Annotated in this window: 21 protein-coding genes; 11 read left to right on the top strand and 10 right to left on the bottom strand. The window is 72.9% G+C overall.

Features of this window, described 5'->3' with window-relative positions; genetic code table 11:
• Positions 1-57 precede the first annotated feature (57 nt).
• The 3 genes from AC1DT4_RS00225 to AC1DT4_RS00215 all read right to left on the bottom strand — a co-directional run bounded on the left by AC1DT4_RS00225 (position 58) and on the right by AC1DT4_RS00215 (position 2,629).
• Positions 58-1,233, bottom strand: a complete 1,176-nt coding sequence (locus AC1DT4_RS00225) for a putative T7SS-secreted protein (protein WP_477087751.1) — start codon at positions 1,231-1,233, stop codon at positions 58-60.
• Positions 1,230-1,556: a hypothetical protein gene (locus AC1DT4_RS00220; RefSeq protein ID WP_477087750.1), complete on the bottom strand. Its 327-nt coding sequence runs from the start codon at positions 1,554-1,556 to the stop codon at positions 1,230-1,232. Before AC1DT4_RS00220 ends, AC1DT4_RS00225 begins: the two co-directional genes overlap by 4 nt.
• A 257-nt stretch (positions 1,557-1,813) precedes the next feature.
• Positions 1,814-2,629 (bottom strand): DeoR/GlpR family DNA-binding transcription regulator, encoded by an 816-nt coding sequence (locus AC1DT4_RS00215; RefSeq protein WP_477087749.1) that lies wholly within the window; start codon positions 2,627-2,629, stop codon positions 1,814-1,816.
• A 284-nt stretch (positions 2,630-2,913) separates the two neighbouring features.
• Here AC1DT4_RS00215 and AC1DT4_RS00210 point away from each other — a divergent pair, with 284 nt between their 5' ends.
• The 7 genes from AC1DT4_RS00210 to AC1DT4_RS00180 all read left to right on the top strand — a co-directional run bounded on the left by AC1DT4_RS00210 (position 2,914) and on the right by AC1DT4_RS00180 (position 10,207).
• Positions 2,914-4,212, top strand: a complete 1,299-nt coding sequence (locus tag AC1DT4_RS00210; RefSeq protein ID WP_477087748.1) for an ABC transporter substrate-binding protein — start codon at positions 2,914-2,916, stop codon at positions 4,210-4,212.
• An 80-nt stretch (positions 4,213-4,292) separates the two neighbouring features.
• On the top strand, positions 4,293-5,264 hold the full coding sequence (locus AC1DT4_RS00205; protein ID WP_477087747.1) for a carbohydrate ABC transporter permease: 972 nt from the start codon (positions 4,293-4,295) through the stop codon (positions 5,262-5,264).
• Between the two features lies 1 nt (position 5,265).
• Positions 5,266-6,150, top strand: coding sequence for a carbohydrate ABC transporter permease (locus AC1DT4_RS00200; RefSeq protein ID WP_477087746.1), 885 nt, complete (start codon positions 5,266-5,268; stop codon positions 6,148-6,150).
• Between the two features lie 52 nt (positions 6,151-6,202).
• Positions 6,203-7,063, top strand: coding sequence for a ketose-bisphosphate aldolase (locus tag AC1DT4_RS00195; protein WP_477087745.1), 861 nt, complete (start codon positions 6,203-6,205; stop codon positions 7,061-7,063).
• Positions 7,064-7,098: 35 nt separating this feature from the next.
• Positions 7,099-8,289: an ADP-dependent glucokinase/phosphofructokinase gene (locus tag AC1DT4_RS00190; protein WP_477087744.1), complete on the top strand. Its 1,191-nt coding sequence runs from the start codon at positions 7,099-7,101 to the stop codon at positions 8,287-8,289.
• Positions 8,286-9,236 carry a DUF4432 family protein gene (locus AC1DT4_RS00185; protein WP_477087743.1) on the top strand — a complete coding sequence of 317 codons (951 nt, stop codon included), beginning with the start codon at positions 8,286-8,288 and terminating at the stop codon, positions 9,234-9,236. Before AC1DT4_RS00190 ends, AC1DT4_RS00185 begins: the two co-directional genes overlap by 4 nt.
• Positions 9,233-10,207, top strand: a complete 975-nt coding sequence (locus AC1DT4_RS00180; RefSeq protein ID WP_477087742.1) for a class I mannose-6-phosphate isomerase — start codon at positions 9,233-9,235, stop codon at positions 10,205-10,207. The genes AC1DT4_RS00185 and AC1DT4_RS00180 overlap by 4 nt, the downstream gene beginning before the upstream one ends.
• A 56-nt stretch (positions 10,208-10,263) precedes the next feature.
• Here the strand turns inward: AC1DT4_RS00180 and AC1DT4_RS00175 are convergent, their stop codons facing one another.
• The 4 genes from AC1DT4_RS00175 to AC1DT4_RS00160 form a co-directional block, all read right to left on the bottom strand.
• A complete protein-coding gene (locus AC1DT4_RS00175; protein WP_477087741.1) occupies positions 10,264-11,088 on the bottom strand; it encodes an alpha/beta fold hydrolase in 825 nt (274 codons plus the stop codon).
• Positions 11,089-11,155: 67 nt separating this feature from the next.
• Positions 11,156-11,464 (bottom strand): DUF5808 domain-containing protein, encoded by a 309-nt coding sequence (locus AC1DT4_RS00170; RefSeq protein ID WP_477087740.1) that lies wholly within the window; start codon positions 11,462-11,464, stop codon positions 11,156-11,158.
• 26 nt (positions 11,465-11,490) lie between these two features.
• Entirely contained in the window at positions 11,491-12,351 is an 861-nt protein-coding gene (locus AC1DT4_RS00165; protein ID WP_477087739.1) for an alpha/beta fold hydrolase, read from the bottom strand.
• 64 nt (positions 12,352-12,415) lie between these two features.
• On the bottom strand, positions 12,416-12,544 hold the full coding sequence (locus AC1DT4_RS00160) for a hypothetical protein (RefSeq protein WP_477087738.1): 129 nt from the start codon (positions 12,542-12,544) through the stop codon (positions 12,416-12,418).
• A gap of 170 nt (positions 12,545-12,714) precedes the next feature.
• Here AC1DT4_RS00160 and AC1DT4_RS00155 point away from each other — a divergent pair, with 170 nt between their 5' ends.
• Positions 12,715-15,975, top strand: a complete 3,261-nt coding sequence (locus tag AC1DT4_RS00155) for a hypothetical protein (protein ID WP_477087737.1) — start codon at positions 12,715-12,717, stop codon at positions 15,973-15,975.
• A gap of 14 nt (positions 15,976-15,989) precedes the next feature.
• Positions 15,990-20,789, top strand: a complete 4,800-nt coding sequence (locus AC1DT4_RS00150; protein WP_477087736.1) for a hypothetical protein — start codon at positions 15,990-15,992, stop codon at positions 20,787-20,789.
• 1 nt (position 20,790) lies between these two features.
• Here AC1DT4_RS00150 and dinB read toward each other — a convergent pair whose 3' ends face one another.
• Complete coding sequence (gene dinB / locus AC1DT4_RS00145; protein WP_477087735.1) at positions 20,791-21,999, bottom strand: DNA polymerase IV; 1,209 nt, start codon at positions 21,997-21,999, stop codon at positions 20,791-20,793.
• A gap of 23 nt (positions 22,000-22,022) precedes the next feature.
• On the opposite strand from dinB, the gene AC1DT4_RS00140 reads away from it, so the two are divergent.
• A complete protein-coding gene (locus tag AC1DT4_RS00140) occupies positions 22,023-22,403 on the top strand; it encodes a VOC family protein (protein WP_477087734.1) in 381 nt (126 codons plus the stop codon).
• 61 nt (positions 22,404-22,464) lie between these two features.
• On the opposite strand, the gene AC1DT4_RS00135 is transcribed toward AC1DT4_RS00140, so the two are convergent.
• Positions 22,465-22,614 (bottom strand): hypothetical protein, encoded by a 150-nt coding sequence (locus tag AC1DT4_RS00135; RefSeq protein ID WP_477087733.1) that lies wholly within the window; start codon positions 22,612-22,614, stop codon positions 22,465-22,467.
• A gap of 118 nt (positions 22,615-22,732) precedes the next feature.
• Here AC1DT4_RS00135 and AC1DT4_RS00130 point away from each other — a divergent pair, with 118 nt between their 5' ends.
• On the top strand, positions 22,733-23,107 hold the full coding sequence (locus AC1DT4_RS00130; protein ID WP_477087732.1) for a nuclear transport factor 2 family protein: 375 nt from the start codon (positions 22,733-22,735) through the stop codon (positions 23,105-23,107).
• Positions 23,108-23,112: 5 nt separating this feature from the next.
• Here the strand turns inward: AC1DT4_RS00130 and AC1DT4_RS00125 are convergent, their stop codons facing one another.
• Positions 23,113-25,509: a lysylphosphatidylglycerol synthase domain-containing protein gene (locus tag AC1DT4_RS00125; protein WP_477087731.1), complete on the bottom strand. Its 2,397-nt coding sequence runs from the start codon at positions 25,507-25,509 to the stop codon at positions 23,113-23,115.
• Between the last annotated feature and the right edge of the window lie 24 nt (positions 25,510-25,533).

Here is a 25,533-nt window from a genome sequence, read left to right as displayed (position 1 = left end):
CTGGCGTGCGCGGAGGCTCATGGAGACCAGGAAAGCCGCAGGCAGGACACTCGTAGGTCATGGCAGGAGCATCCCATCCTGTCGACCCCAGTACGCCAGCCCGTCACCGTTGGCGATCGTGTAGAAGGTCTTCGTCCGCCCTGCGGCGTCGAATGCGCCGAAGGTATTGCTGGACGGGTCGTAGATGCGGATCACGCCATTGTCGGAGATGCGCGTCGGCAGACCCTCAGCTCCCGCACGCTGGAAGAACTCGGACGCCAGGCGCGCATACTCGTCCGGGCTTCGTGCCGCGAAGTCGGCCGCGTGGTCGGCGAAGTGCCGTTCCAGCGTGTGCGGCCAGGCCCAGCTGTCGGCGGTGCTCGGGCGCAGGTACGGCGAGGGCTCGGTGCCGAGGACCTTGATCACCAGCGGCGGCTGCTCCTTAACGACGGCCACCCGTCCGCTCACGGCCGCCGACCGCGCCGCGAGCCCGGCAGCACCCGCGGTGCCGACGGTGAGTGCGAGGTCCGGCGCCAGTGCGCCCCACCATCGGCCCGGGTCGTCGTCCAGCGTGCGGGTGTCGGCGAGCGCGCCGACCGTCCCGCCTGGGTCGTCAGCGAAGGCGCCGCCGAGCGCGACGACGCCGCGGGCCTGCTCGTACTGGTGCGACCAGTACCCGACGGGGTCGTAGGCCGACCGCATCGGGTCGTTCGCGAGGACCGACGCTCCGAGCCGTTCCGCCCACTCCCAGACCCCGGCGAAGAACGCATCGGCGTGGAACTGCCCGTCGGGGAGGCCGGCGCCGAGGTCGTCGAGGACGTGGTCGAGGGTGCGCGCCGACGCCGCGGCGCGAGAGCGCGCCTCCGCGAGGACGGCCGTCGCGAGCGCGCGGGTGTCGACGGGGGAGCACGACGTGGGGTCGCCGTCCCAGAGCCGGACGGCCAGCGCCGCCCGGGCCTGCGCCCCGGCTAGCTCGTTCGCGTGGACGCGGAGTGCCGATGCCGCTGCGCGATAGGCCGCCGCGATCGCAGACGGCACGGGGACCAGCTGATCGCGCCGCCGCGCCCACCCGGCCGCGGCGGCTCCGGACCAGGAGGGCGTCGAGGTCGACCGCGTGGTGTCCTCGGTCAGGGTCTCGAGGGCAGCCGCCTGCGCGTCGGCCTCGAGGGCGTCCGCCCGCACCTCGTCGGGGCTGCCCGGGACGAGCCGAGCGGGGTCGCGCGTGCCGTCCAGCGCCCACACGGTCGCGGTCACAGCGCCTCGCCCAGGCGTCGCAGCGCGGTGCGCGCGTTGTCGTCGACCAGCTCGTAGGCGCTCGCGGTCTGTCGCAGGTGGACGCTCGCGTCGTCCGCCTCGCTCGTCAGGCCGGCCAGCAGGTGGTGGAAGCGATCACGGAAGCGCCGCCCGGACTCCACCGCCTCGACGCTGCCCCACCTGGGGGTATGGCTCATGAGGCCGCGGCGTCGGACGTCGTCGAGCGCGTCGCCGAGCTCCGCCAGCCTGTTCGACGCACCACGGAGCTCGTCCACCTGGACGGTGAACCCGGTCTCCGCGCCACTCGACTGCGAGACATCCATGACCCTGCTCCCCAAGCCGATCCGGTATCAGGTGAGGGACGCTAACCAAGACGTCCGCGTCGCCGAGCGACTTGTGCACAGACGGCGGCCGAGCGATGCCGACTTCTCAGGACGATCTGTGCGTCGGGCGCAGACGTGGCGTCACGATGCTCAGGTGCCGGAGCTGTGCGGTCTCGAGTGGGTCTGCCGGTTCTGCACGACGTGGCAGGGCTGCCCGAAGACGGAGTGCGCAGGCTGACCGACCGGACGAGCCTCGGTCAGGCAGCGGGCGGGACCAGGACCTCGACGCCCGCGGCCTCGAGCGCCGCGGCCAGGTCGGGCGGCGGCGGGGCGTCGGTGACCAGGTAGTCCGCTCGGCCCAGCTCGGCGATCTGCGCGAACAACCGTCGGCCGAACTTGGTCGAGTCGGCGAGGACCGCGACCCGCGCGCTGCGGTCCATCATCGCGGTCATCATGGCGGCCTCGCCGAGGTTGCTGGTGGAGTACCCGGCCTCGGCGCTCACGGCACCGACGCCGACGAGCGCGAGGTCGCAGCGGATGTTGCGGTCGATCCCGTTCTCGGTGGGGAAGGCGACGGCGCCGACGGTGCCCTGGGCGCTGAGCCGGACCACGCCGCCGAACACGTAGAGGTCGCGGAACGCGAGCGGGTTGATCTCCATCGGCATGCGCAGCGAGTTCGTCGCGACCGTCAGGTCCCGGTGCTCGGAGAGGTGGCGCGCGACCGCGAGAGTCGTCGTGCCCGCATTGATCATGATCGCCGCGCCGTCCTGCACGAGGCCGGCCGCGAGGGCGCCGATCTGGTCCTTGGCCGACGTCTGCAGGCGCAGCCGGACCTCCACGCCGGTGTCGGGCCGCGGGACGGCCTGCGGGCTGATGGCGCCGCCGTGCGTCCGGATGAGGACGCCGTCCGCGTCGAGCGCGTCGAGGTCGCGCCGGATGGTGTCGGGGGAGACGTCGAAGCGCTCCGCGAGATCGGCGACGGTGACCTGGCCCTGCTCGGCCACGTAGGCCGCGAGGTCGGCCTTGCGGCCCGCGGGGAGGCGTCGCGGCTGGCCGTCGGTGGACGCTGACATGGGAGTACTGAACCACAGCCGTGCGGGTTTGTGCGAGAACCCGCGTGCGACAGGTTGGACTCCGGGCACACCCGCACGGGGCCCTCCGAAGCCGACGAAACCGGTCATCCGCCCAGTTCAGAGCGAAATTGCAGGCCACGGGCGCCGGGCGACCCGACGGAACGGCTAGGTCACGGAGTGATTGCGAACCGCAAGTACCGCTTGACGACGCACATCCACGGGTCTACGTTGACGGAAACCCGCAAAAGTGCGCATACAATCGCACTAAGCGGCAGAATCCGAGGATGGGGAGAGTCATGGGCAAGGGCGCTCACGTTGGTCGCTTCATTGCACTCACCGGTGTCGCAGCACTCGCGCTCGCGGCGTGCTCCGGCGGCGGGGGTTCGAGCTCGGACGGGGAGTCGGGCGGCGACGTCACCCTCGAGTTCTCCCAGTGGTGGGAACCCGAGCTTCCCGACGGTGCCTTCCGCGAGCTGATGGACAAGTTCGAGGCGGAGAACCCCGGCATCAAGGTCGAGCTCCTGTCGGGGCCGTACGCCTCGACCAAGGAGCAGGTCGTGGCCGGCGCGGCCTCCGGCACCATGTCGGACGTCGTCGGGCTCGACGGAGCCTGGGTCAGCGACTTCGCCAAGCAGGGCGCGATCACGGACCTCACGGCGGTCATGAAGGACTCCGGCTACGACGACTCGCAGCTGGCCAGCCAGGTGCAGGTCGACGCAAAGACCTACATGATCCCGGTGGTCAACTTCGTCTACCCGATGTTCACCAACGACGACCTGCTCAGCCAGGCGGGCGTCACGGCGCCCCCCACCAACCGCACGGAGTTCGCGGACGCGGCGACCAAGATCACCGCGCTCGGCGACAACGTGCACGGCTGGGTGCTCCCGCTCTCGCTCGAGGCGCCCAACGGCATCCAGAACGACGTCATGTCGTGGGTGTGGGCGTCCGGCGGCTCCATGCTCAAGGACGGCAAGCCCGCCCTGACGGACAACAAGGCCGTGACCAGCGCGACCGACTACATCCAGGGCCTCTGGGACGACGGCGTGATCGCGCCGGGATCCTTCACGATGAAGGAGCAGGACAAGGTCGAGGAGTTCACCAACGGCCGGGTCGGCATGATGATCGACTCCCTCGCCCACGTGACCGACCTGCGCGAGTCCAACCCCGACCTGAAGTTCAGCATCTCGGCCATCCCGGCCGAGGACGGGTACACGGACAAGCGCGGCATCCCGTACGCGTCGTGGGGCATCGGCATCGCCGAGAACTCCGAGCACAAGGCCGAGGCGTTCAAGCTGGTCGAGTTCCTCATGAGCGAGGACGTCAACAGCGAGCTCTCGACGATGGCCAACGCCTTCCCGGGCAACACGGCCTCGGTGCCGGACTTCGTCAAGGACGACGAGCTCTTCAGCACGGCGTTCGACATCTACAAGTCGGGCTACCCGGCCAACGAGTTCACCGGCCTGCCGGTGGCCGAGCAGCTCATGCGGGACTTCGGGGAGCAGTTCCAGAAGGCCCTCGACGGTCAGCAGTCCATGGAGGACGCGCTCGCCGCGGCCCAGACCAAGTGGGAAGAGGAGTTCTAGGCCGCCAGCCCTGAACCCCTCGGGCCGCGCCGGGACCATCCGGCACCCGGCGCGGCCCACCCCCGAGGAAAGAGCCGATCATGTCCAACATCACTCGTCCGGCACCGGACGCCCGACCCGCGCAGGCGACGCCGCCGGCCCCGGTCGGAGCGCAGCGGTCGCGGTCGCGGTCGCTGAGCAGGATCAGGCGGACGCTGACCCCCTACGGATTCCTCACCCCCACCGGGGTGCTGCTGATCATCCTCATGGTCACGCCGATCATCATGGTCGTCAGCTACTCGCTGCTCGACGGGGTGATCACGAACAAGAACCCCGCGTTCGTCGGCTTCGCCAACTACATGGACGTCCTCACCGACCCCGTGTTCGTCACGGCCGTGCGGAACACCCTCGTGTTCACCATCAGCTCGGTGGTCGTGCACTTCGTCATCGGGCTCGCCTTCGCGCTGATGCTCAACTCGCCGCTGCTGGGGAATCGCACCAAGGGCCTCTTCCGGGTGCTGTACATCCTCCCGTGGCTGTTCACGGTGGCGATCGTGGCGGTGCTGTGGCGGCTGCTGCTGAGCCCCAACGGCGTCATCAACTACCTGCTGGGCACGGCCGGCCTCACGGACGGCCAGACGGAATGGCTCGCCAACCCGTCGACCGCCCTCGCAGCGGTGACGTTCATCAACATCTGGTCCGGCTACCCGTTCTTCATGATCTCGCTGCTGGCGGGTCTGCAGGGCATCCCGAAGGACCTGTACGAGGCCGCCCGCGTCGACGGCGCCGGCGTGGTCGCGCAGTTCCGCAACGTGACCCTCCCGATGCTGCGCCCGATCATCATCTCGATGGCGCTCCTGGACTTCATCTGGACCACGCAGCAGTTCGCGCTCATCTGGATGACGACCGGCGGCGGACCCATCACGGCCACCGAGGTGCTCTCCACCTTCACCTACAAGCTCGCGTTCACCCAGTACGAGTTCTCGGTCGCCTCCGCGGCCGCCGTCCTCGTCCTGCTGATGTCGATGGTGCTCGCGTTCTTCTACGTCCGGCACCAGAAGGCGAGGGACTGAGATGACCACGCTGGCCACCCCTGGCGTCACCACCGACGCACCGGTGCTCCGCACGCCGCCCAAGCACACCGGCAAGAAGGCCATGCTCGTCGTGGCCCTCGTCCTGGGCGCCTGCTTCTCGGCGCTGCCCGTGCTGTGGATGCTCTCGAGCTCCTTCAAGACGAACCCCGAGATCTTCGAGTTCCCGCCCCGGCTGATCACGCCCGGCTTCTCGTTCGACGCCTACACGACGATCCTCACGGACCCCGTCAAGCTGCGGTTCTTCTTCAACAGCTACGTCATCGCGCTCTCGGTGACCGCCCTGTCGCTCGTGGTGGGCATGCATGCCGCCTACGCGTTCAGCCGCTACGAGTTCTGGGGCAAGAAGACGATCAACGTCGTCGTCGTCTCGGTCCAGGCCGTGCCGCCGATCACGCTCCTGATCCCGTACTTCGGGCTCGTCGTCGCGCTCAAGCTCTACAACACCTACCAGGGCCTGATCCTCACCTACATGGTGTTCACGCTGCCCTACGCGATCATCATGCTCACGGGGTATTTCAACACCCTTCCCAAAGAGCTCGACGAGGCCGTCAAGGTGGACGGCGCCGGTCCATTGACCGCATTGTGGCGCATTCTCGTCCCCATCTCTGTCCCGGGCCTCGTGTCCGTCGGCGTCTACACGTTCATGATCTGCTGGAACGAATTCCTCTTCGCCTTGACGCTTACGCGCACGGAAGACATGCGCACGGTGCCCATCGGCATCCAGCTGCTCATGGGACAGCACTCGTACGAGTGGAACGAGATGATGGCGATGAGCATTCTCGGGTGCATTCCCGTGCTCGTTCTCTTCCTCTTCTTCCAGCGCTACTTCATCGGGGGGATGACCGCCGGCGCTGTGAAGATCTAGACCCCCCATTCCTCTGAAACACCCACACAGGAAGTTGATACACACCATGTTGATGAACGGCCGAGACCTGCTCGCGGTGGCGAACGAGAACTACTTCGCCATCCCCGCCTTCAACATCAGCGACTACGCGATGGGCAAGGGAGTCTTCGAGATCTCCGAGCAGCTGCGGTCGCCGCTGATCGTGGCGATCCACCCGGACGAGGTGTCGCACCTCGGCGGCGACGCCCTGGCGGCCCTCATCCAGCGTGCGCACCGCGCGACCGTGCCGGTCGCCATCCACTGGGACCACGGCGGCACCTACGAGCAGGTGCTCGAGGCCATCCAGCTCGGGTTCACGTCGGCGATGATCGACGCGTCCATGCAGCCGTTCGAGGACAACGTCGCGATCACCAAGAAGGTCGTCGACACCGCGCACGCGGTCGGCCTCTCGGTCGAGGGCGAGCTGGGCACCATCGGCAAGCTCGACGAGCAGGCGGAGGACGGCGTGCTCGTCTCCCAGATCGCGTTCACCGACCCCGCCGAGGCGGTCGAGTACGTCGAGCGCACCGGCGTGGACAGCCTCGCGATCGCCATCGGCACCGCGCACGGCCTGTACCCCAAGCACGTGACCCCGCAGCTCAAGCTCGACCTGCTGCAGGAGATCAAGGCCCTGCTGCCCATCCCGCTGGTGCTGCACGGCGGCTCCGGCAACCCCGACGACGAGATCGGTCAGTCGGTCAAGCTGGGCGTCAACAAGATCAACATCTCGAGCGACATCAAGGTGGCCTACCACGACAAGATGCGGGAGGTCCTGGCGGACAGCTCGCTGCGTGAGCCCAACTCGATCCAGCCGCCGTGCATCGCCGCCATGCAGGAGGTCGCCGGGCAGAAGATCCACCTGTTCGATGCCGCCGGCAAGGCCGACCTGTACTGACGCACGGCCACGACGCACGAGGGAGCAGCCGAGGAATGAGCACGAGGTTCGTGCTGGGCATGGGTGGGACGGTCGACTACGAGATCCGCTGGGACCCGGCCGTGCTCGAGGCGCTCGCGGCGGAGCACCGCATCGGTCCTGAGGATCTCGACCCGGCCACCCCGGTCGACTCGGTGCGGGACCTCGTGCGGAGCCTGCTCGCGTTCGTCCGCGACGGTGTCGGGGGAGAGCGGTTCGTCGCCTCCTCCGACATCGTCGAGGCCGTCGCGGCGCGGTTCGACAAGGCGGTGACCCTGGGCGGGACGTGCGTGCGGGCGGCGATCGCCATGGACGTGCTCGGCGTGCCGAGCACGATGCACCTGGTGTCGATCGACGACACCGTGCGCCGGCTGCTCCCGGCGTCCGTCGACTACGTGTCGAGCGCCTCGCAGGACTCGCTCGACCCGCACCTGATCGTGCAGTACCCGGCGGGCGCGCGGGTGCGCCTGGGCGACACCGACCTCGTGGCTCCCCACCCCAACCGGGTCATCTTCGCCAACGACCCGCCGCACCGTGAGCTGAAGATCGCCGCCGACCTGCCCGACGCGCTGCGCACCGCCGACGTCTTCCTGCTCTCGTCCTTCAACGTCATCCAGGACCCGGCGACGCTCGAGTCCCGCCTGGCGCAGGTGCGCGAGGCGATGCGGCTGCTGCCCCCCGACGCCCTCGTCGTCTTCGAGGACGCGGGGTACCACGTGCCGGCGCTGAGCCGGCGCGTGCGCGACGAGATGGTGTGGTGCGCCGACATCTACAGCCTCAACGAGGACGAGATGCAGGCGTACCTCGGGCGCGCGGTCGACCTGCTCGACCCCGCAACGGTCGCCAAGGCCGTCCGAGAGCTGCACGACGTGGTCCCGGCGCCGACCCTCGTCGTGCACACCAAGTACTGGGCGCTGGCGGTCGGGCAGCGCGCTGCCTCGCTGCGCCCCGCGCTCGTGGGCGGGATCACGATGGCGAGCACCCGGTACTGGCTGGGCGACGGCTTCACCGCCGACGACTACGCGGCGACGGCCGCCCTCACGCCCGGCACGACCGCGCAACGGCTCGTGTCGGACGTCGCGGACCTGCTCGGCCCCGACGCGTGCATCGTGCCGGCTCTCGACCTGACCGACGTCGCGGCGCCGACGACGATCGGACTGGGCGACTCGTTCGTCGGCGGCTTCCTCGCCGCGCTGGACCGATCGTGACGTCCTGGACCGACCTGACCGACGACGGCCGCGTGTCCCAGCCCTCCGCGCTCGCCACCGTCGACGACCGCGGCGGGGTCCTCTCGGTGCGGCTGGCCGGCGGGCTCGCGTTCGAGGTGCTCCCCGGACGCGGTCTCGACCTCGGCGCGACGTGGTGGGGGTCGACGCCGCTGGCCTGGCGCTCGCCGAACCCCGTGGACCCCGGGCCCGGCCGGGGCTGGGAGGAACGCTTCCTGGGCGGGCTGCTCGCGACGTGCGGCCCCGACAACATCGGCGAGCCGCGCGGCTCGTCGGGGCAGCACGGCACGCACCACCTCACGCCCGCGACCGACGTGCACTGGTCGCGGGAGCGGGTGGGGGCCGCCTGGCAGGTGCGCGTGACGGGCACGGTCCCGCACACCTCGCTGGGCGGCCCCCGGATCCTGGTGGAGCGGACGGTCGTGGCGACGACGGGGGTGCCCGCCGTCGAGGTGAGTGACGTCGTCCGCAACGTGGGCGACGAGCCCGTCGGCGTCCCGCTGCTCTACCACGTCAACCTCGGCGCCCCGTTCCTGCGCCCCGGTGCCCGGCTCGACGTGGACGCCGACCGGGCCGTCGTGCGCGAGCCGCTGCCCGACGGTCGTGACCCCCTGGTCACGCCCGCGCCGGGGCCGGGACTGGCCCCGGTCGTCGCCGAGCACGTGGGCGTGCGCGGGGCACGGGCCACCCTCGTCGGCGACGACGCGTACCCCGATGTCGTCGTGACGTGGACGGACGCGACCCTGCCGCGGCTGTGCACGTGGAGCTGGCCCGCGCGGGGCGCGTACGTGCTGGGCGTCGAACCCACCAACGCCCCGCTGTTCGGCCCCGAGCGCGACCTGCCGCACGCCGGCGCGCCCGTGCTCGCGCCCGGGGCGACGTGGCACACCGGGGTCCGCATCCAGATCCGCGACCGAGGAGAGGCATGAGGCCGCTGTTCCTGCCCGCCAACCAGCCCGCCGACCGCTTCTACGCGGGCGGCCGTCAGATCGCGGACTTCCGTGGCACTGGTCCTGCGGCGAGCCACGAGCCCGAGGACTGGGTGGCGTCGAGCACGTCGGTGTTCGGGCACGATCCCGTGGGGCTCACGGTCCTGCCGGACGGGACTCTGCTCCGCGACGCGATCGCGGCCGATCCCGTCGGCTGGCTCGGCGCGGAGCACGTCGCCGCCTACGGCCCCGACCCCGCGCTGCTGGTCAAGCTGCTCGACGCGGGCCAGCGGCTGCCCGTGCACGCCCACCCCGACGTCCCGTTCGCGGCCGAGCACCTCGGGCTCGCCCACGGCAAGACCGAGGCGTGGGTGGTGCTCGAGCCTGCCCGCGTGCACCTGGGGTTCGCGCGGGACGTCGGTGCCGACGAGCTCGCGGGCTGGGTGCGGACGCAGGACACGGACGCGATGCTCGGCGCGATGCACGTGCTCGACCTCGACGCGGGCGACGCGGTGCTGGTCCCGGCCGGGCTGCCGCACGCGATCGGCGAGGGCGCCTTCGTGGTCGAGCTGCAGGAGCCGACCGACCTGTCGATCCTCCTGGAGTGGGACGGGTTCGAGATCGACGGCGCTGCCGACGGCCACCTGGGCCTCGGGTTCGACGTCGCGCTCGCCGCCGTCGACCGCCGCGGGTGGACCGCCGACGAGATCGCGCGGCTGCGCGGGGCCACCGCGGCGTCGTCGGGAGACCTGCTGCCCGACGCTGCGCGCTTCTTCCACGTCGAGCGCTGGAGCGGGTCCCGGGTCCTCGACGCCGGGCTCGCGGTGCTCGTCGTCGTCGCCGGCTCCGGCCTGCTCGGGTCCGAACCGCTCCGGCGCGGGCAGACGGTGCTGCTGCCCGCGGCCGCCGGCCCCGTGACGATCGAGGGCGACGACCTGCAGGTCGTCGTCTGCCGCCCGCCCCGGCCCTGATCACGTGACCGGGACCGCGGCGGCGGCGTTCTCGGACCGCCGCCGCCGCGATCGGCTCAGGACTGCAGGAACGCCAGCAGGTCCGCGTTGATCGTCGCGGCCTCGGTGGTCGGCATCCCGTGGGGGAAGCCCGCGTACGTCTTGAGGGTGCCGTTCTGCACCAGCTTCGCGGACAGCGGGCCGGAGTCCGCGTAGGGGACCACCTGGTCGTCGTCGCCGTGCATCACCAGCACGGGGACGGTGATCTTCTTGAGGTCCTCGGTGAAGTCGGTCTGCGAGAACGCGACGATGCCGTCGTAGTGGGCCTTCGCGCCGCCCATCATGCCCTGGCGCCACCAGTTCTCGATGATCGCCTCGGACGGCTCCCGGCCGGGCCGGTTGAAGCCGTAGAAGGCGGTGGCCGCGAGGTCGCGGTAGAAGTTCGACCGGTTGGTGGCGACCTGCTCCTGCAGGCCGTCGAAGACGCTCTTCGGCAGCCCGCCCGGGTTGGCGTCGGTCTGCACCATGATCGGCGGCACGGCGCTGATCAGCACGGCCTTCGCCACGCGGCTCTCGCCGTGCCGGGCGATGTAGTGCACCACCTCGCCGCCGCCGGTGGAGTGCCCGATGTGGACGGCGTCGTGCAGGTCGAGGTGCTCGGTCAGCGCCGCGAGGTCGTCGGCGTAGTGGTCCATGTCGTGGCCGTCGCCGGTCTGCGTCGAGCGGCCGTGCCCGCGGCGGTCGTGCGCGATGACGCGGTAGCCGTGCTGCAGGAAGAAGAGCAGCTGGGTGTCCCAGTCGTCGGCCGACAGCGGCCAGCCGTGGCTGAAGACGAGGGGCTGGCCCGACCCCCAGTCCTTGTAGAAGATCTCGACGCCGTCGGTCGTGGTGATCGTTCCCATGGGGATCCTCCGGAGGTAGCGAAGCGGTATCCCGACCCTAGGTCGGCCCCGCGGCTCGCGCCTGCCGTCAGGCCGACACCCGCTGACGCACCAGCTCCACGATCCGGCCGACGTTGAGCGTCCAGCCGACGCCGAAGACGCGCGGGCTGATCAGGTGGGCGCCCTGGGGGTCCCAGAACCGCTGCTTGATCCGCTCGACGGTCGGCATCCGGAAGTCGTAGGGCACGACGCCGACGACGACCCCGTTCCACTCCCGCTCCTCCGGCGGCGTGCGCAGCTCCTTGACCACGGCGGCGACCGCCAGCGCGAGCGTGATCAGCCGGATGAGGCGCTGGAGGTCTCCCGGCCCCCGTGAACGTCCTTCGTGCGATCCCATGGTGACTCCTTCGTCAGGGTGGTGGTCTAGCCGAGCACTTCCCGCAACCGGGCCGCGAACGCCTCGGGCTCGCCCGCGTGGCCGAACTCCGGCCCGGAGAACCCGCCGTGGTGGCTGGGGAAGACGGTGAGCTCCTGGCCCAGCGCGTCGGCGAGAGCAGCCGACGAGCGCCACGTGAGCAGGCCCTGGCTCTCGATCCCGGCGGCGATGATGACCCGGGTCGACGCCGACGTGAGCGGGCCGACCTCCGGTGCGTACGCCGTCACGGCGTTGGAGACGCCGGACAGGAGCGGGTCGGCCCGGGATCCGTCGTCGTCCGTCGGGAGCCCGAACGCCGCCGGGTCGGGGAGCGCGCTGCTGAAGGCGTCGGTGAACTCACCGGGCCACGACGTCAGGGCGATGAACGCCGCCATGCCGGCACCCCAGCCGCGCTGCTGGTAGGCCGCCTGCACCGCGCGCTCGGCCGCGAACGCCTGCTCCGCGTCGGGCAGCACGCCGAGGATCGGCGGCTCGTGCGCGACGAGGGTCCGGACGTCGTCCGGGTGCGCCGACACCAGCGCCAGCGCCGTCACGGCACCGCCGCTGCTCCCGAACAGGTCCACGGGACCGAGCTCGCCGATCAGCCGGTGCAGGTCCTCGGCCTGCTGCTGCGGCGAGTTCTGCGCACTGCCGTCGGTGCGCGTGCTCCGACCCAGGCCGCGGGGGTCGTACGTCACGACCGTCCGGTCCGGCAGGAAGGAGGCGAGCGTGGCGAAGCCGGACGCGTCCATGGGCTGGCCGATGAGCAGCAGGGGCGGGCGGCCGTCGGCGGGCGGGAGAGGACCGCGGACGTCGTAGACGAGCGACGCCCCGGGGACCTCGAGCGTGTGCGTGGTCAGCGTCGTCATCGCGCCTCCTCGTCGTGGGCTCCCATCGCACCACGTCGGCTACCTGCGGCGCACCCCGGTCAGGTCAGTCGACGAAGGGCGGGAGCAGGTCGGCCAGGTCGGCCGGCGCGTCGCCCGCGGGCTCCCGCACGGCCGTCGTCAGGTCCGGTCCCTGCTGGCCCTCGGCTGCCAGCCGCCACCACGGTGCGTTCACCCCTCGATCGTCCTCCCGGCCCGAGCGCGCGGTCCGGGACGTTGGACCCGCCCCGGCAGGCGGAGGCAACGTTCACCCGAAAGGCGTAGCGGGACGCCGCCAAGGGGAGCATGATCGGCTCTCGAAGGCACCCAAATCAGCACGAAGCGGACGCGAGGGGGCGGTGCCGCATGGGCGAGCCGGACGAGCGGCCGCAGCCGATCGACACGAGGCTGCTGCGCACCCGGGACCTGGTCGACCTGAGGCTCGAGGCGCCCGGGTGCACCATCGAACCGACCGACGGCGGCGCGGAGCTGGTCGCCGGCCCCGACGCGTCGCTCGTGGTGCACTTCCCCCCGCAGCACGTGGGCGAGGAGGTCTGGCAGGCGGGCGCTTCGCCACCCCCGCCCGCGAAGCCCGGGAGCCCGTCGCGGCACGTCGCGGCCGGGCCGACCAGGCTCGTCTACGAGGTGCCGGAGGGCACCCGCATCACCTACACGCTCGAGACGGTGCTCGACGCGATCCAGACCCTGCGGCTGCGGGTGGCCCCCGGCGCGACCGAGAACGGCGGGTCGGACGGCTCGGGCATCGAACCGCCCAGGGACGTGGAGACGGCCATCGAGGCCCCGTACCGCCTCATCGTCTCCCCGAGCGCGCGCGGCGCGTTCCGGCACGAGTCGAGCCCGAAGGGTCCGAGCGACCGGTCCGAGCTCTGGCGCACTCACCTGACGGTCCGCGCGGACGACGGGACGTTCGACGACGACGACACCGACCAGCGCATCGTCCGCGCGCTGTGGACCCGCGACAGCGAGCTGCCGCCGCCGGGGTTCGACCAGCCGCTGGTCCCGTTCGACCGCACGGCGATCGTCAACCAGACGCACGGCGGCAACCCGGAGAACGCGCGAACCCCGCTCGAGGTCAGTCGCCTGAGCCTGTCGAGCCTCGGCGCCTGGTTCGACTGGAAGCAGTCGTGGGAGTTCCCCGCGAACATCGTCGACTACCGGCACCAGGCGTTCATGGGACGCGACGGGTACGTGCGGGTGGCCTACCCCGGGATCCTGTTCCCGTTCGGGCACCGGTGCTTCCTGGTCAAGATCACGGAGCGGGAGGTCAAGCACCGCGACACCCCGGTCGCCTACCTGTGGCAGCGCTGGTTCATCATCGTGCGGCAGCCGACCCGCGGATACCCGCCGACGGACTTCGACAACCCGTTCGGGCAGGTCACCATCAGCCCGCTGGTCACGCCGGACATCGACAAGCCCCCCGACGACCAGCAGCCGTTCGTGCCGACGCGCAACGGCGTGCCGTTCCCGTTCACGCTGACCACGGTCGACCGCGGCGGCGAGACCCGGACCTGGCCGGCGCCGCTGGTGTTCGTGCAGGCGGGCAAGGACGGGCCGCAGACGTTCGTGTTCCACGCCGAGGACGCCTCGCCGCGGTACTTCCCGGTGCGGCAGATCCAGGGGCGCGGGCAGGCGCTCGCGGTCGCGAAGCCGGTCAAGGCCGGGGACACGTCGATCGAGGTCGGGCACCTGATCTTCGACGGCGAGATCGACTCGCCGAACGTCACGAGCCGGCCGTTCCTCACCGAGACGCGGTCGATCGTGCCCTCGATGCGGCACCTCGCCCCGCAGGCGCCCGCCGTGGACCTCGTGTTCGCCAAGCCGTACCTGGCGAACGGTCTGCCCGCCCGGGCCCTCGACGCCAAGCCCGTCCCGGGCGCCCCCAACGCAGGCGAGCTGATCCTCGCGCTCAAGAGCGCGCCCGCCGCGGTCGACTTCACCACCGGGTCCGACCGGGCCGGCGGGTTCGTCGCGCCCAACCTGTCCGTCAAGGGGATCTCGCGCGCGCTGGGCGCGATCGGGGAGAGCGGGAACGCGCCCTCGGCGTTCGACGCGGCGCAGTTCGACCCCAGCTCCTTCCTGTCGGGCGCGATGCCCAAGCTGTTCGGGCTGTTCAGCCTGCTGGACCTGCTCGAGGCGGCGGGTCTCGACGAGGCGCCGGCGTTCGTGTCCGACGCGCTCGACGCCGTGACCAAGCTGCTCACCGAGGCGCAGCGGCTCAAGGCGGCGATCGACGACGCCGAGGCGCGGCTGACGCAGGAGGTCGCGAACGCCGCGCACGGGGGAGCGCAGGCGGTCGCGCAGCACGCGAAGGACCAGCTCGACGCGCTCGTCGGCACCCTGCAGGCGCACCTCGACGCGCTCGTCACGGCCGTCCAGGGGCTGCCCGGCAACCCCGACGCGGTCAGTGCCGCGGCCGTCGCGCTCGCGGGCGACCTCCAGCCGCTGCTCGACGCGATCGGCGTGCCGGGCGTGCCGGCCGCGGTCCGGTCCGCGCTGGAGAAGCCCGTCGCAACCCTGAAGACGCTCACGGACCTCGCCAAGGACGCGGCCGGGCTGGCGCAGATGCTCGAGGGGATCGCGGGCGGGCAGGTCACCGCGCGGATGTCGTGGCGGCCGCTGATCAAGCCGTGGGGGCTGCCGGGCGCGCCGAACATCTTCAAGCCGAAGCCGGACTCGCTGCACCTCGACGTGGAGGTCCGCGCGTCGGCGACCGCACCGCCGGCGGTCGACATCGTGGCGGAGATCGTCGACTTCGACCTGAACCTCATCGGCGACGGCGACGCCGGGCTGATGAAGCTGATGTTCCGGCGGATCGGGTTCCACGCGGGGTCGTCGGGAAAGCCCGAGGTCGACGTCGTGTTCGGCGGGCTCGGGTTCCTCGGGCCGCTGTCGTTCGTCGACCGGCTGCGCGAGCTCATCCCGTTCGACGGTTTCTCCGACCCGCCCTACGTCGACGTGGCGCCCGAGGGCGTGACGGCCGGGTTCGACCTCACGCTGCCCAACGTGTCGGTCGGCGTGTTCAGCCTGGAGAACATCTCGCTCGGGGCCGACGCGCGGGTGCCGTTCCTCGGCGACGCGATGACGGTCGGGTTCCACTTCTGCTCCAAGGACGCGCCCTTCCGGCTCACGGTCATGTGCGTCGGCGGCGGCGGGTGGCTGGTGCTGCGGGCGGCGCCCAAGGGGCTCGTCCTGCTGGAGCTCGGGCTCGAGGCGTGCGCGTCACTGTCGGTGGACCTCGGCGTCGCGTCGGGGTCGGTGTCGATCTCGGTCGGCGTCTACCTGCGGCTCGAGGCGGACAAGGGGCTGTTCACGGCCTACTTCCGCATCCGCGGCGAGGTCGACGTGCTCGGCCTCATCAGCGCGTCGATCACGCTCGAGCTGTCGCTGACCTACCACTTCGAGACCGGCAAGCTCATCGGCCGCGCCTCGCTGGTGGTCGAGGTCGAGGTGCTCTTCTTCTCCGCGTCCGTCGAGATCTCGGTCGAGCGCAAGCTGGCCGGCTCGAAGGGCGACCCGACGATGTACCAGGTCATGCCCCCCGACGGCACGGGCATGAACGCCGACTGGGCCGAGTACTGCGGCGCGTTCGCGCCCGTGCCGGCGTAGACGCAGGAGGACCGATGCCCACCACCGTCCTGGCGACCGCCCTGCCGCACTCGCTCGCCGACGAGGCCCCGTTCCAGCTCACCGTGTTCCTCACGCACAAGCTGGTCGACGGCGCCCTCCTGTCCGACTTCCCGGCGGCCGTCGACTGGCCGACCACCCTCGCCGGCTGCACGTTCGCCCTGGAGACCTCGCTCGGGACGTCGCTGCCGCTGCGCGTCGTCTCGGTGGCCGACGCCGCGTCGTGGGCGGCCGTGCTGCCCCCGGGCACGCYGGTCGACGGCTTCCCGACGCCGGCGCTGTCGGACCAGACCTGGCGCACCAACCCCGCGAGCCGGTTGAGCGACCACGCCGTGGACCTGCACCTCGCGGCGATCACGGCGGCGCCGCTGACCCGGCCCCGCCTGGCGGGCGACCCCGTGGCCGGCGGGATGCTGCGCACGCTCGCGAACCTCGACCAGGGTGGCCCGCTGTGGCGACTGCTCGACGACGAGGCGGGTCGCGCGCGGCGCGGGCTCCAGCTGGCCGGCCAGCGGCTGAGGGACGCGCTGACCACGATCGGCCCGCTCACCGAGCCGGACGAGACCGACCCCGAGCGCGGCCACGGGCGCGAGATCCCGCCGCTGCCGCCGTACCAGTCGGAGATCGTGGACCGTCCGTCGCCGGTGCAGGTGCTGCTGGACGACCCCGAGGCGGACACGCGGGTGACCCGGCAGCTCGACGCGCTGGCGGGGCAGGACCTCACGGCGGACCCGCAGCTGCAGCTGATCGCCGACTCGCACGCGATGCGGCGCTACTACGAGCGGCCCGAGCAGCCGCAGCAGACCCCGCGCCGGGAGCCGGACCCCACCGCGCCGCCGACCCCGCGTCTCGACCGGCCCGAGCACGACTTCCACGCCAGGGTCGGCTCCTTCGGGGCGACGCCCACCCTGCTGCGCCGGCTCGGGCTGGCGGTCGACGTGGTGCTCGACGGGCTCGACGCGACCCGCGCCCGCGCCGCGCTGGCCGGCGCGACGTGGGTGAGCGTGACCCTCACGTCGCCCGGCGCGGACCTGCAGGTGCTCCCGCCGCGCAAGACCGCGGTCGTCGTCGACGGACCGGTGTTCGCGGCGCGGTCGAGCGAGGCGTGGGTGGGCGGCGCGCTGCCGCTGGGTGACGACGAGTGGGTGGTGCTCGACGTCGACCCCGACGCGTCCGGCCTCAAGCTCGACCAGCACGCGCGCAACCTCGCGCGGCAGTATGCGAGCGAGGCCAACGGCGACCCGGCGACGTCGGCGCCCGGGACGCTGCGCTCGACCGGCTTCGCCCTGGCGCGCCGCGAGCGGGCCGCCCAGCTGCGCGCCCGCGTGCAGGAGGCCGAGGCCCTCGCAGCCGACGACGGCACGCGCGAGCTGCTGCTGGACGACCTCGTGCGCGGCATCCGCGTCGAGGTGTGGGACGACGTGACGACGGAGTGGCACAGCCTGCACCGGCGGCGGGTCACGGTGACGGCGTCACCCGGCGGCCTGGGCGTGCTCGCTGACGAGCCCGACGTCGGGTTCCTGCAGCTGTCGGCGCTGAACCGGGCGCCCGGTGACGAGACGAACGGGTACTACCTGCACGAGGTCGTCGCCGGGTGGGACGGCTGGAGCCTGTCCGCGCCGCGCCCCGGGCTGACCATCGTGCACGTCGAGCCGCCGGGTCCCGACGGGGCGACCGAGGCCGTCGTCGACACCGTGCCCGACGAGCCGATCGACGGTGCGCACACGGTCTCGCGGGTCGAGCCGCTGTCGCTGCCCCGGCTGCGCTACGGCACGTCGTACAGCTTCCGGGTGCTGGCCGTGGACCTGGCCGGCAACTCGGTGCCGCAGGTGCCGCGGCGGCGTCCGCGTCGGCCCGGCGAGCGGCAGATCGGCGCGGCCCGCGAGCACCTGGAGCGCGTGCGGGAGGCGTACGTCCGCCGGGACCGCGGGGGCGTCGCGGAGGCGAGGCGCGCGGCGGTGATCGAGCGCCTGCGCGAGGAACCGCCGCGGGTCGCGCGGCTGCCCGAGGAGCTCCTGTCCGGCGACGCGCGCCTCGACGCGACGCTGGAGAACCTGGTGGCGCGGGCCGGGATCCCGGAGGAGGTCCCGCCGGTCCAGCGCGTGTTCGACGACGTCGCGGCGGCGTCGCGGATCCTCGCCGAGTCGCGGGCGACCCTGCGCGTGCGACCGCAGCTGCGGATCGACGCGGGCGAGTTCGCGGGCCTGGCCGCCAACGACGACCTCCTGATTCCCGACGAGCTGCGCCTGCCGACCCGGTCCGTCGTCACCACGCCACGGCCCTACCTGCGGTGGGAGCCCGTCCCCGCGCCGGCGCTCGTGGTCCGCGACGAGCTCACGCCGGGGGAGCAGCCGGCCGCCCTGGTGGTGCGCGGCGGCGGACCCACGACGTCCGAGCGGCACCTCGCCCCGCCGAAGGCCACGCAGCTCGAGGCCGAGGCCGCCGGCGAGTTCGACACGGCCATCGGCACGGGCGACGCCGCGGAGATCAGGCGCTTGTACGCGGTCGCGCTCGCCGAGCGGGGCACGCTGCTGGACCAGCTCGTGCCCAGCCTGACCGACGCCACCGCGACCGACGAGCAGCCCGGGATCGCGCTGGTCGACCGGCCCGGCGCCGACACCGGGTCCGCCCACCGGGCGACGCTGGCGGAGATCACGGCCGACCGCGGCCGGCCCATCGGCGAGGGCCAGTACGTCGTGCACGACACCGACGCGCTGCGGCTGCCGTACCTCCCCGACCCGTACGCGACGGGCATCTCGCTGGTGTTCTACGAGGCGGGAGCGCCCCACTCGCTGCCCGAGCCCCGCGCGCTGCAGGCGGTCTCCGTGCCGTACCCGGGCGCGTGGCCGTCCCTCCAGCCCCTGCGGCTCGTCGTCGAGGCCGGTGACGCCCTCGGCGCCCACGTGGTCGGGCACGAGGTGCACGTGCAGCTCCCGCCGGGCGAGCAGGTGCGCGTGGCGGTCTCCAGCACGCTCGACGTGCGCGCGCTGGACAAGTTCGGGCTGTGGCGCTCGCACCTGGCCAGCGCGGTCGACCCCGCGGACGGCTACACCACCGACGAGGTGGTCGCCGCGGCCGCCCTCATGCGCGCCGCGTCGTCCGGGTGGACCTGGTGGCTGACGCCCTCGACCGACGTCCGCCTGGTGCACGCCGTGCCGACGCCCGTACGGCCCCCTGCCCTCTCCGCGCTCGACCTGTTCCTGCGGCCGCCCGGCCGGTCGGTCGCCGCCTTCACCGGCCTCGTCGACGTGCACGGCGCGAGCACGGACACGCTCGTCGTGCGGGCGTCGTGGACCGAGACCGTCGACGACCCGACGGCGTCGACGCCGCAGGTGGTGTCCAGGTCCGACGTCGTCGTGCGCTCGTCCGTCGCCGAGCGCGAGACCTCCGGCGTGCTGTTCCTCTACGACTTCCTGCCGACGGGCCCGCTCCTGCAGGCGCTCGGCGGCATCGGGTTCCACAAGATGCTGCAGACGTTCGAGGACACCCACTACCGCCGCGTCACCTACGTGCCCAGCGGGACCACGCGGTACGCCGAGTTCTTCGCGCCCGACGAGCTGCCCGCCGAGCCCGTGCCCGGCGAGGCCGTGGTGCTCGACATCCCGTCGTCGGCCCGCCCTGCGGCGCCGCTGGTGCTCGACGCCGTGCCGCTGCTGCGCTGGGAGGAGCAGCCGGAGCCCGCCGACCCGTTCGCGTGGCGGCAGGTCCGGCGCTCGGGCGTGCGCGTCTGGCTGGCCCGCCCCTGGTTCTCCTCCGGGGACGGCGAGCTGCTGGGCGTCCTCGTGTTCGACACCGACGAGTGGGTGCAGGCCGGGGACGGCACGTGGTCGCGCCAGCCGAAGGCGACCCAGGCGCCCGACGGCGCGACGAGCCTGTGGGCCGCGGACCCGATCGTGCAGCACGGCGGTGCGACGACGAACCCGACCGTGCCCCCGCTGCTGACGTTCGGCCAGCTGGTGCTCGACGTGGTCGAGACCGGGGCGTCCGAGGCCGTCGGGATCCGGCCGCCGCTCGACGGGGAGGTGCTCGGCGGTCGCGACCGCGGCTGGCCGGACGGTCCGGGCAACCCGGTTGCCGTGGCGGGCTCCGTGCCGTTGCGGGACGTCCGCGGGCACCCCGCCGTGCGGGTGCTGGGCTACCAGGCCGAGTTCGACGAGGACACCGGTCGCTGGTTCGTCGACGTCGCGCTGCAGGAGACGCCCGCCCTGTGGCCGTTCGTGCGCCTCGCCGTCGCCCGGTTCCAGCCCCGGTCGATCGAGGGGTGCTCGCTCTCCCCGGTCGCGCTCACGGGCTGGGTGCAGCCTCTGCCCACCCGCACGCTCACGGTGAGCCGGCCCGATCCGCGCCACGTCCAGGTCACCCTGACCGGCGTCGTGAGCTGGCTCCGGTTCGACCCGCACGGTGGCCCCGAGCTCGCCGGCGAGCAGCTGAGCGCCGACAGCCCGACCGGCGACGCCGCCACCCGCGCGTCCCGCCTGCAGCAGTCGCGGACCGTGCGGGCGACCGTGCAGAACCGGGCCGCCGGGGCCGGCGACCTCGAGTGGTCGACGGTGTCGACGTCCCTCCTGCTCGCGGTGAGCGTGGAGGAGTCCGGTGGCTTCCGGGCCACGTGGACCGGGTCGGTGCTGGTGCCCGAGGGCGAGGGGTACCCCGGGCTCCGGCAGCCTGGGGCGGTGGAGTCGGACTGGCGGGTGCTGGTGGAGGAGCACGAGCTGCTCGACGCCGACCCGACCGTGCCCGGCGTCCCGGGCGTGCCCGTGCCGCGGCTGGTCTACGCGGACGGGGTCTCGCTCTAGCTCAGTCCGGCAGGAGCGGGACGGCGATGCCCTCGCCGCGCCGCAGCAGGCTCGCCCGCATGACGGCCTGCGTCCCGAACCGCAGCGCCACCGCGTCCACGGCGTGGTCGAGGCCGCCCCGGTCGGGGTGGTCGAGCGGCAGCGTCGGCTGCACGAAGGCGTCGGTCCCCAGCCCGGTCAGCGCCACGCCCACGAGGGTCAGCCCGCGCTCGCGGATCAGCGGGCCGGCGGTGGCGAGCAGGGCGAGGGCCGCCGCGGCGATGTCCTCGCCCGAGTCGGTGGCCTGCGCGAACGACCGGGACCGGGTGGCCTTCGTGTAGTCCTCGAACCGCAGCCGGAGCACCACCGTGCGCGTGGTCCGGTGGGCCTTGCGCATCCGTCGGCACACCCGGTCGACGAGCCCGAGCAGCGCGGCGCGCACGAACGGCACCTCGTGCGGGCCGTGCCCGAGGGCGCGCTGGGCGCCGATCGAGCCGCGGGAGCCCCCGACCACGACGCGCGCCGGCGTCTGCCCGTGCACCACCGCGAACAGGTGCCGCCCCGCTGCAGGCCCGAGCGCACCGACGAGCACCGACGACGGCAGCGCCGCGACGTCCCCCGCCGTCACCAGCCCGAACGAGTGCAGCTTGCGCGCGGTCACCTCGCCGACGCCCCACAGCTGCTCGAGCGGCAGCGGGTACAGGAACGCGTCCTCGCCGCCGGGCGGGACGAGCAGCAACCCGTCCGGCTTGGCCACCCGCGACGCCACCTTGGCCAGGAACGGCGTCCGCGCGACCCCCACGGTGATGGGCAGGCCGACCTCGCCGCGCACGCGGGTCCGCAGGCGGGCGCCGATCTCGACGGGGGGCACGTCGATGCGGTGCAGGCCGGCGACGTCGAGGAACGCCTCGTCGATCGAGACACCCTGGACCAGGGGAGTCGTCTGGTGGAAGACCTCGAACACGGACTTGCTCGCCTCGACGTAGGCGTCGAACCGGGGCCGGACGAAGACCAGCTCAGGACACAGCGCGCGAGCCTGCCTGCCGCCCATGGCGGTCTTCACGCCGTACCGCTTGGCCTCGTACGAGCAGGCGAGGATCACGCCCCCACCGCCCACCGCGACGGGGCGGTCGCGCAGGCGGGGGTCGTCACGCTGCTCGACCGAGGCGTAGAAGGCGTCGAGGTCGGCGTGGAGGATGGTGGCGGCGGGCACGAACACATGTTCGAACACGGGTCTGACACTACGCTCCACGGATGCACCGGATCATGCTCCGCGAGGTCATCATCGACGCCCCGGCCGCCCGGTTCGACGCGGTCACCGCCTTCTGGTCCGGCGCGCTCGACGCCACGCCGCACCCCGTCCCGGACGAGCCGTTCGTCGGCCTCCGGGGCGCCGCGTCGTTGCCGCACGTCGCCACCCAGGACATCGGCGACGATCCGACGCCCCGCTACCACCTGGACATCGAGACCGACGACCTCGAGGCGGAGATCGCGCGTCTCACGGGCCTCGGCGCGTCCGTGCAGACCCGCTTCGACGACTACGCGATCCTCGCCGACCCCGCCGGCCTCCTGTTCTGCCTGCTGCCGCCCGTGTCGGAGGAGTTCGCGACGCGCTCGCGGTCCGTCGGGGACTGACCCGGGACCTTCGTCCGTCCGTCGCCGCCGATCCGTCCCTACCGTGGATGAGTGCACCACCTCAGGGGACGTCGATGAGAACGAGGTGTGCGCGGAAGCGCTCGCTGCGCACCGCGCGCGGGACGCGCGCGTCCTGGTCGACGAGCGAGCGCGTCGTCCGCCGCCCCGTGGGGCCGCCCGTCTCGGTGCTGGCGAGGGCGCGACCGGGCACCGCGGCCATCGGCGTCGTGCCGCAGCAGCCCGGCCGGGAGCCGGGGTAGCGGGTCGGTCGGGTGTGGGTGGCCGGTCCTAGCGTCGTGCGTGACAACCGACCCAGGAGGTGGGCTCGCATGGCTGCAGCACCGTTGGACGTCGCTCTCGCGTACTTCGACGCCTGGACGCACCACGACCTCGACGCCGCGATGGCGTACATCGACCCGGACATCGTCTGCGACGCGCCGCCGGGCCGCCTGGAGGGGGCCGACGCCTACCGCGCGTTCATGGCGCCGTTCGTCGGCTCGCTCGTCAGCGCGACGATGATCGCGGCGTTCGGCGACGACGAGAAGGCGCTGGTCATGTACGACACCGTGACGCGGCCCGTGCCGGACGCACCCGGCGCGGAGTGCGTGTGGGTGGTCGACGGCCAGATCACGCGCAGCCGGTTCCTGTTCGACCGAGCGCCGTTCGACGCGGCGCGCGCGGCGGCCGCGGCGGCCGGGGGCTGACGGACCTAGATGATCCCTCGTCGGGACAGCACCCGGAACGAGATGAGCCCGGGCACGATCGGCAGCCAGAACGTCGACAGCCGGTAGAGGAGCACGGCCGCCAGGGCCGGGCCGGACGGCACGCCGATGCCGGTCAGCGACGCCAGCAGCACGGCCTCCACGACGCCGACGCCGCCGGGGGTCGGTGCGGCCGTGGCGACCGCGCCGGCGGTGAGCGAGACCAGCGCGACGGCCACGAAGCTCGCGTCGCTCACGCCGACGGCGCGGACCGAGAAGTAGAGGGCGGTGGCGTACCCCAGCGGCAGCAGAGCCACACCGGCGAGGAGCGTGACCAGCTTGGCCGGGCTCGACACGACGATCCGCATGGCATCGACCGACGACCGCACGGCCGGCACCAGCCGGTCGCGCAGCAGGACCCGCACCCGCGGGATGGCGAGCGCCACGCCCGCGAGGACCAGCACCCCCGCGACGATCGCGACGACGATCCCGACCGGCGGCAGCTTGTCCAGCTCGGAGGACAGGGCGCCCGTCGACCCTGCAAGGACCGCGAAGGTCGCCAGGATCAGCAGGTGCACGACGAAGACGGCGGTCTCCTTGGCGGCGCTGGCCGAGACGGCGACGGGTGACGCGAAGCCACGCTTCTGCAGGTAGCGGATGTTCAGGCCGACCTGGCCGAGGCCGGGCGGGGAGAAGGTGGCGACGAACGAGGACGCGAGGGCCACGCTGGTCGCCTCACCGACCGGGACGCGCCCGGGGGTGCCGCCGGCGAGGCCGAGCGCCGCCCCGACGTAGGTGGCCGCCGACGCGATGACCACCGCGATGACCCAGCGCGGGTCGGCGCCGCCGATCGCCTCGATGGACCGCGGGATGTCGGCGAACTGGGGCGCGAGGAAGTACACGGCGACGGCCAGGAACGCCGCGATGACGAGCGTCCGCGGCTTGAACCGGGCGACCTGCTCGAAGTCGGGCTCGCCCGCGCCGGTCACGCGGCGGACCTCGTCCACCAGCGGGGTGATCCCGCCCGCCGACTTCACCGCCGTGCGCGTCCGCGTGGACAGGCTCGCCGGGACGAGGCGGGGCAGCGCGACGGTGAGGGCGTCGTGCCCGAGGGCGGCGTCGGCGGCGGCGACCGCGCGCTCCGGACCCACCACCGGCGACGTCGCGGCCAGCAGCGCGGCGACGTCCCAGGCGAGCACCGCGTCGGAGGCGGCGGGCTGGCCGCGGTCGAGGTCCGTGAACCAGATGTCACCGTGGGGGTCGAGGGTCAGGCGCGTCAGGTCGAGCTCACGGTGCGCGATGCGGGCCGACCGCAGCAGGCGCACCTGCTCCCACGCCCGCCCGAGGAGGTCGTCGGTGATCTCCTCGGTCGCGAGACCCGAGAGCACCCGGCCGGGGACCGCGTCGACGGCCAGGACCGACTCGCCGCGGGGGGCGCGCGCGACGGCCCGGACCGCGGGGACGTGCACGTCGCGCGACGCCGCGAGCAGGGCCGCCATGGCCTCGGTGGTGACGGCCTGCGCGGGCTGCGGGTCGACGTCGTCGTCGCTCACGTCGCGCCACCGCAGCCGCCGCCACGCCTGGTCCAGGCGGGCCGAGCTCCAGTCGTGCTCGCCGATCACCCGGACCGCCACCGGACCCGAGTCGGCGTGCCCGCGGAAGGTCCAGGTGCCGACGTCGACGGGCTCGGGGTCCTCGTCCAGGTCGAGCCCGGCCTCGGCGAGGGTGCGGCGCACCCCCGCCGGCGTCAGCTCGCCGACGGTCCGGCCCAGCGCGAGCATCAGCCCGGCCCCGACGACGCCGCCCACCCCGATGGCCAGGACGACGTCGAGCGGGGCCGACGACGAGGTGACGACCCGCAGCACGACGAGCACCCAGAGCAGCACCCAGACGGCCCGGCGCCACGGCCGGCGCAGGGCGGGGCTGGTCACCACGGCGAGCGCGGTGCATCCCGCGAGCACGCCCGTCGGCGGCCACGAGACGGCCGTGAGGTCGAGCGCGTCCGAGATCTCCAGCGTCGTGGTCGGCACCTGCGGGAGCAGCTCGACCAGGCGGAAGACGATCGGCCCGAGCGCGAGCGCGAGTGCGCCGCGGCCCAGCAGGGTGAACCGCCGGGTCGCCAGGAGCACCAGCGGCGTCAGCGTGAGCAGCAGGATGTAGGTGACCTGCACGAGGACGAGGAACACCTCGAACACCGTGCGCGGGATCCGACCGATGCCGCGATGGAGGTCCTGGGCGATGCCGTGCATGGTCTCCGCCGCGATCGTCGCCAGCAGCAGGCCGACGACGAGCACCACGAGCCACGCGAACGCCGCGCGCGCGTCCTCGACGCTGCGACGGTGCCGGACGTCGACGTAGGTCGGGGGTGCACCCACGGCGGCGTCGGGCGCGGTGGGTGCCCTCACCCCGCCGAGGCTAGCTGCCCCCCG

It is taken from the genome of Cellulomonas sp. P4_D11 (genome assembly GCF_056401915.1).
The sequence above is the reverse complement of the archived record's forward strand: the minus strand, read 5'-3'. Positions and strand labels throughout refer to the sequence as shown.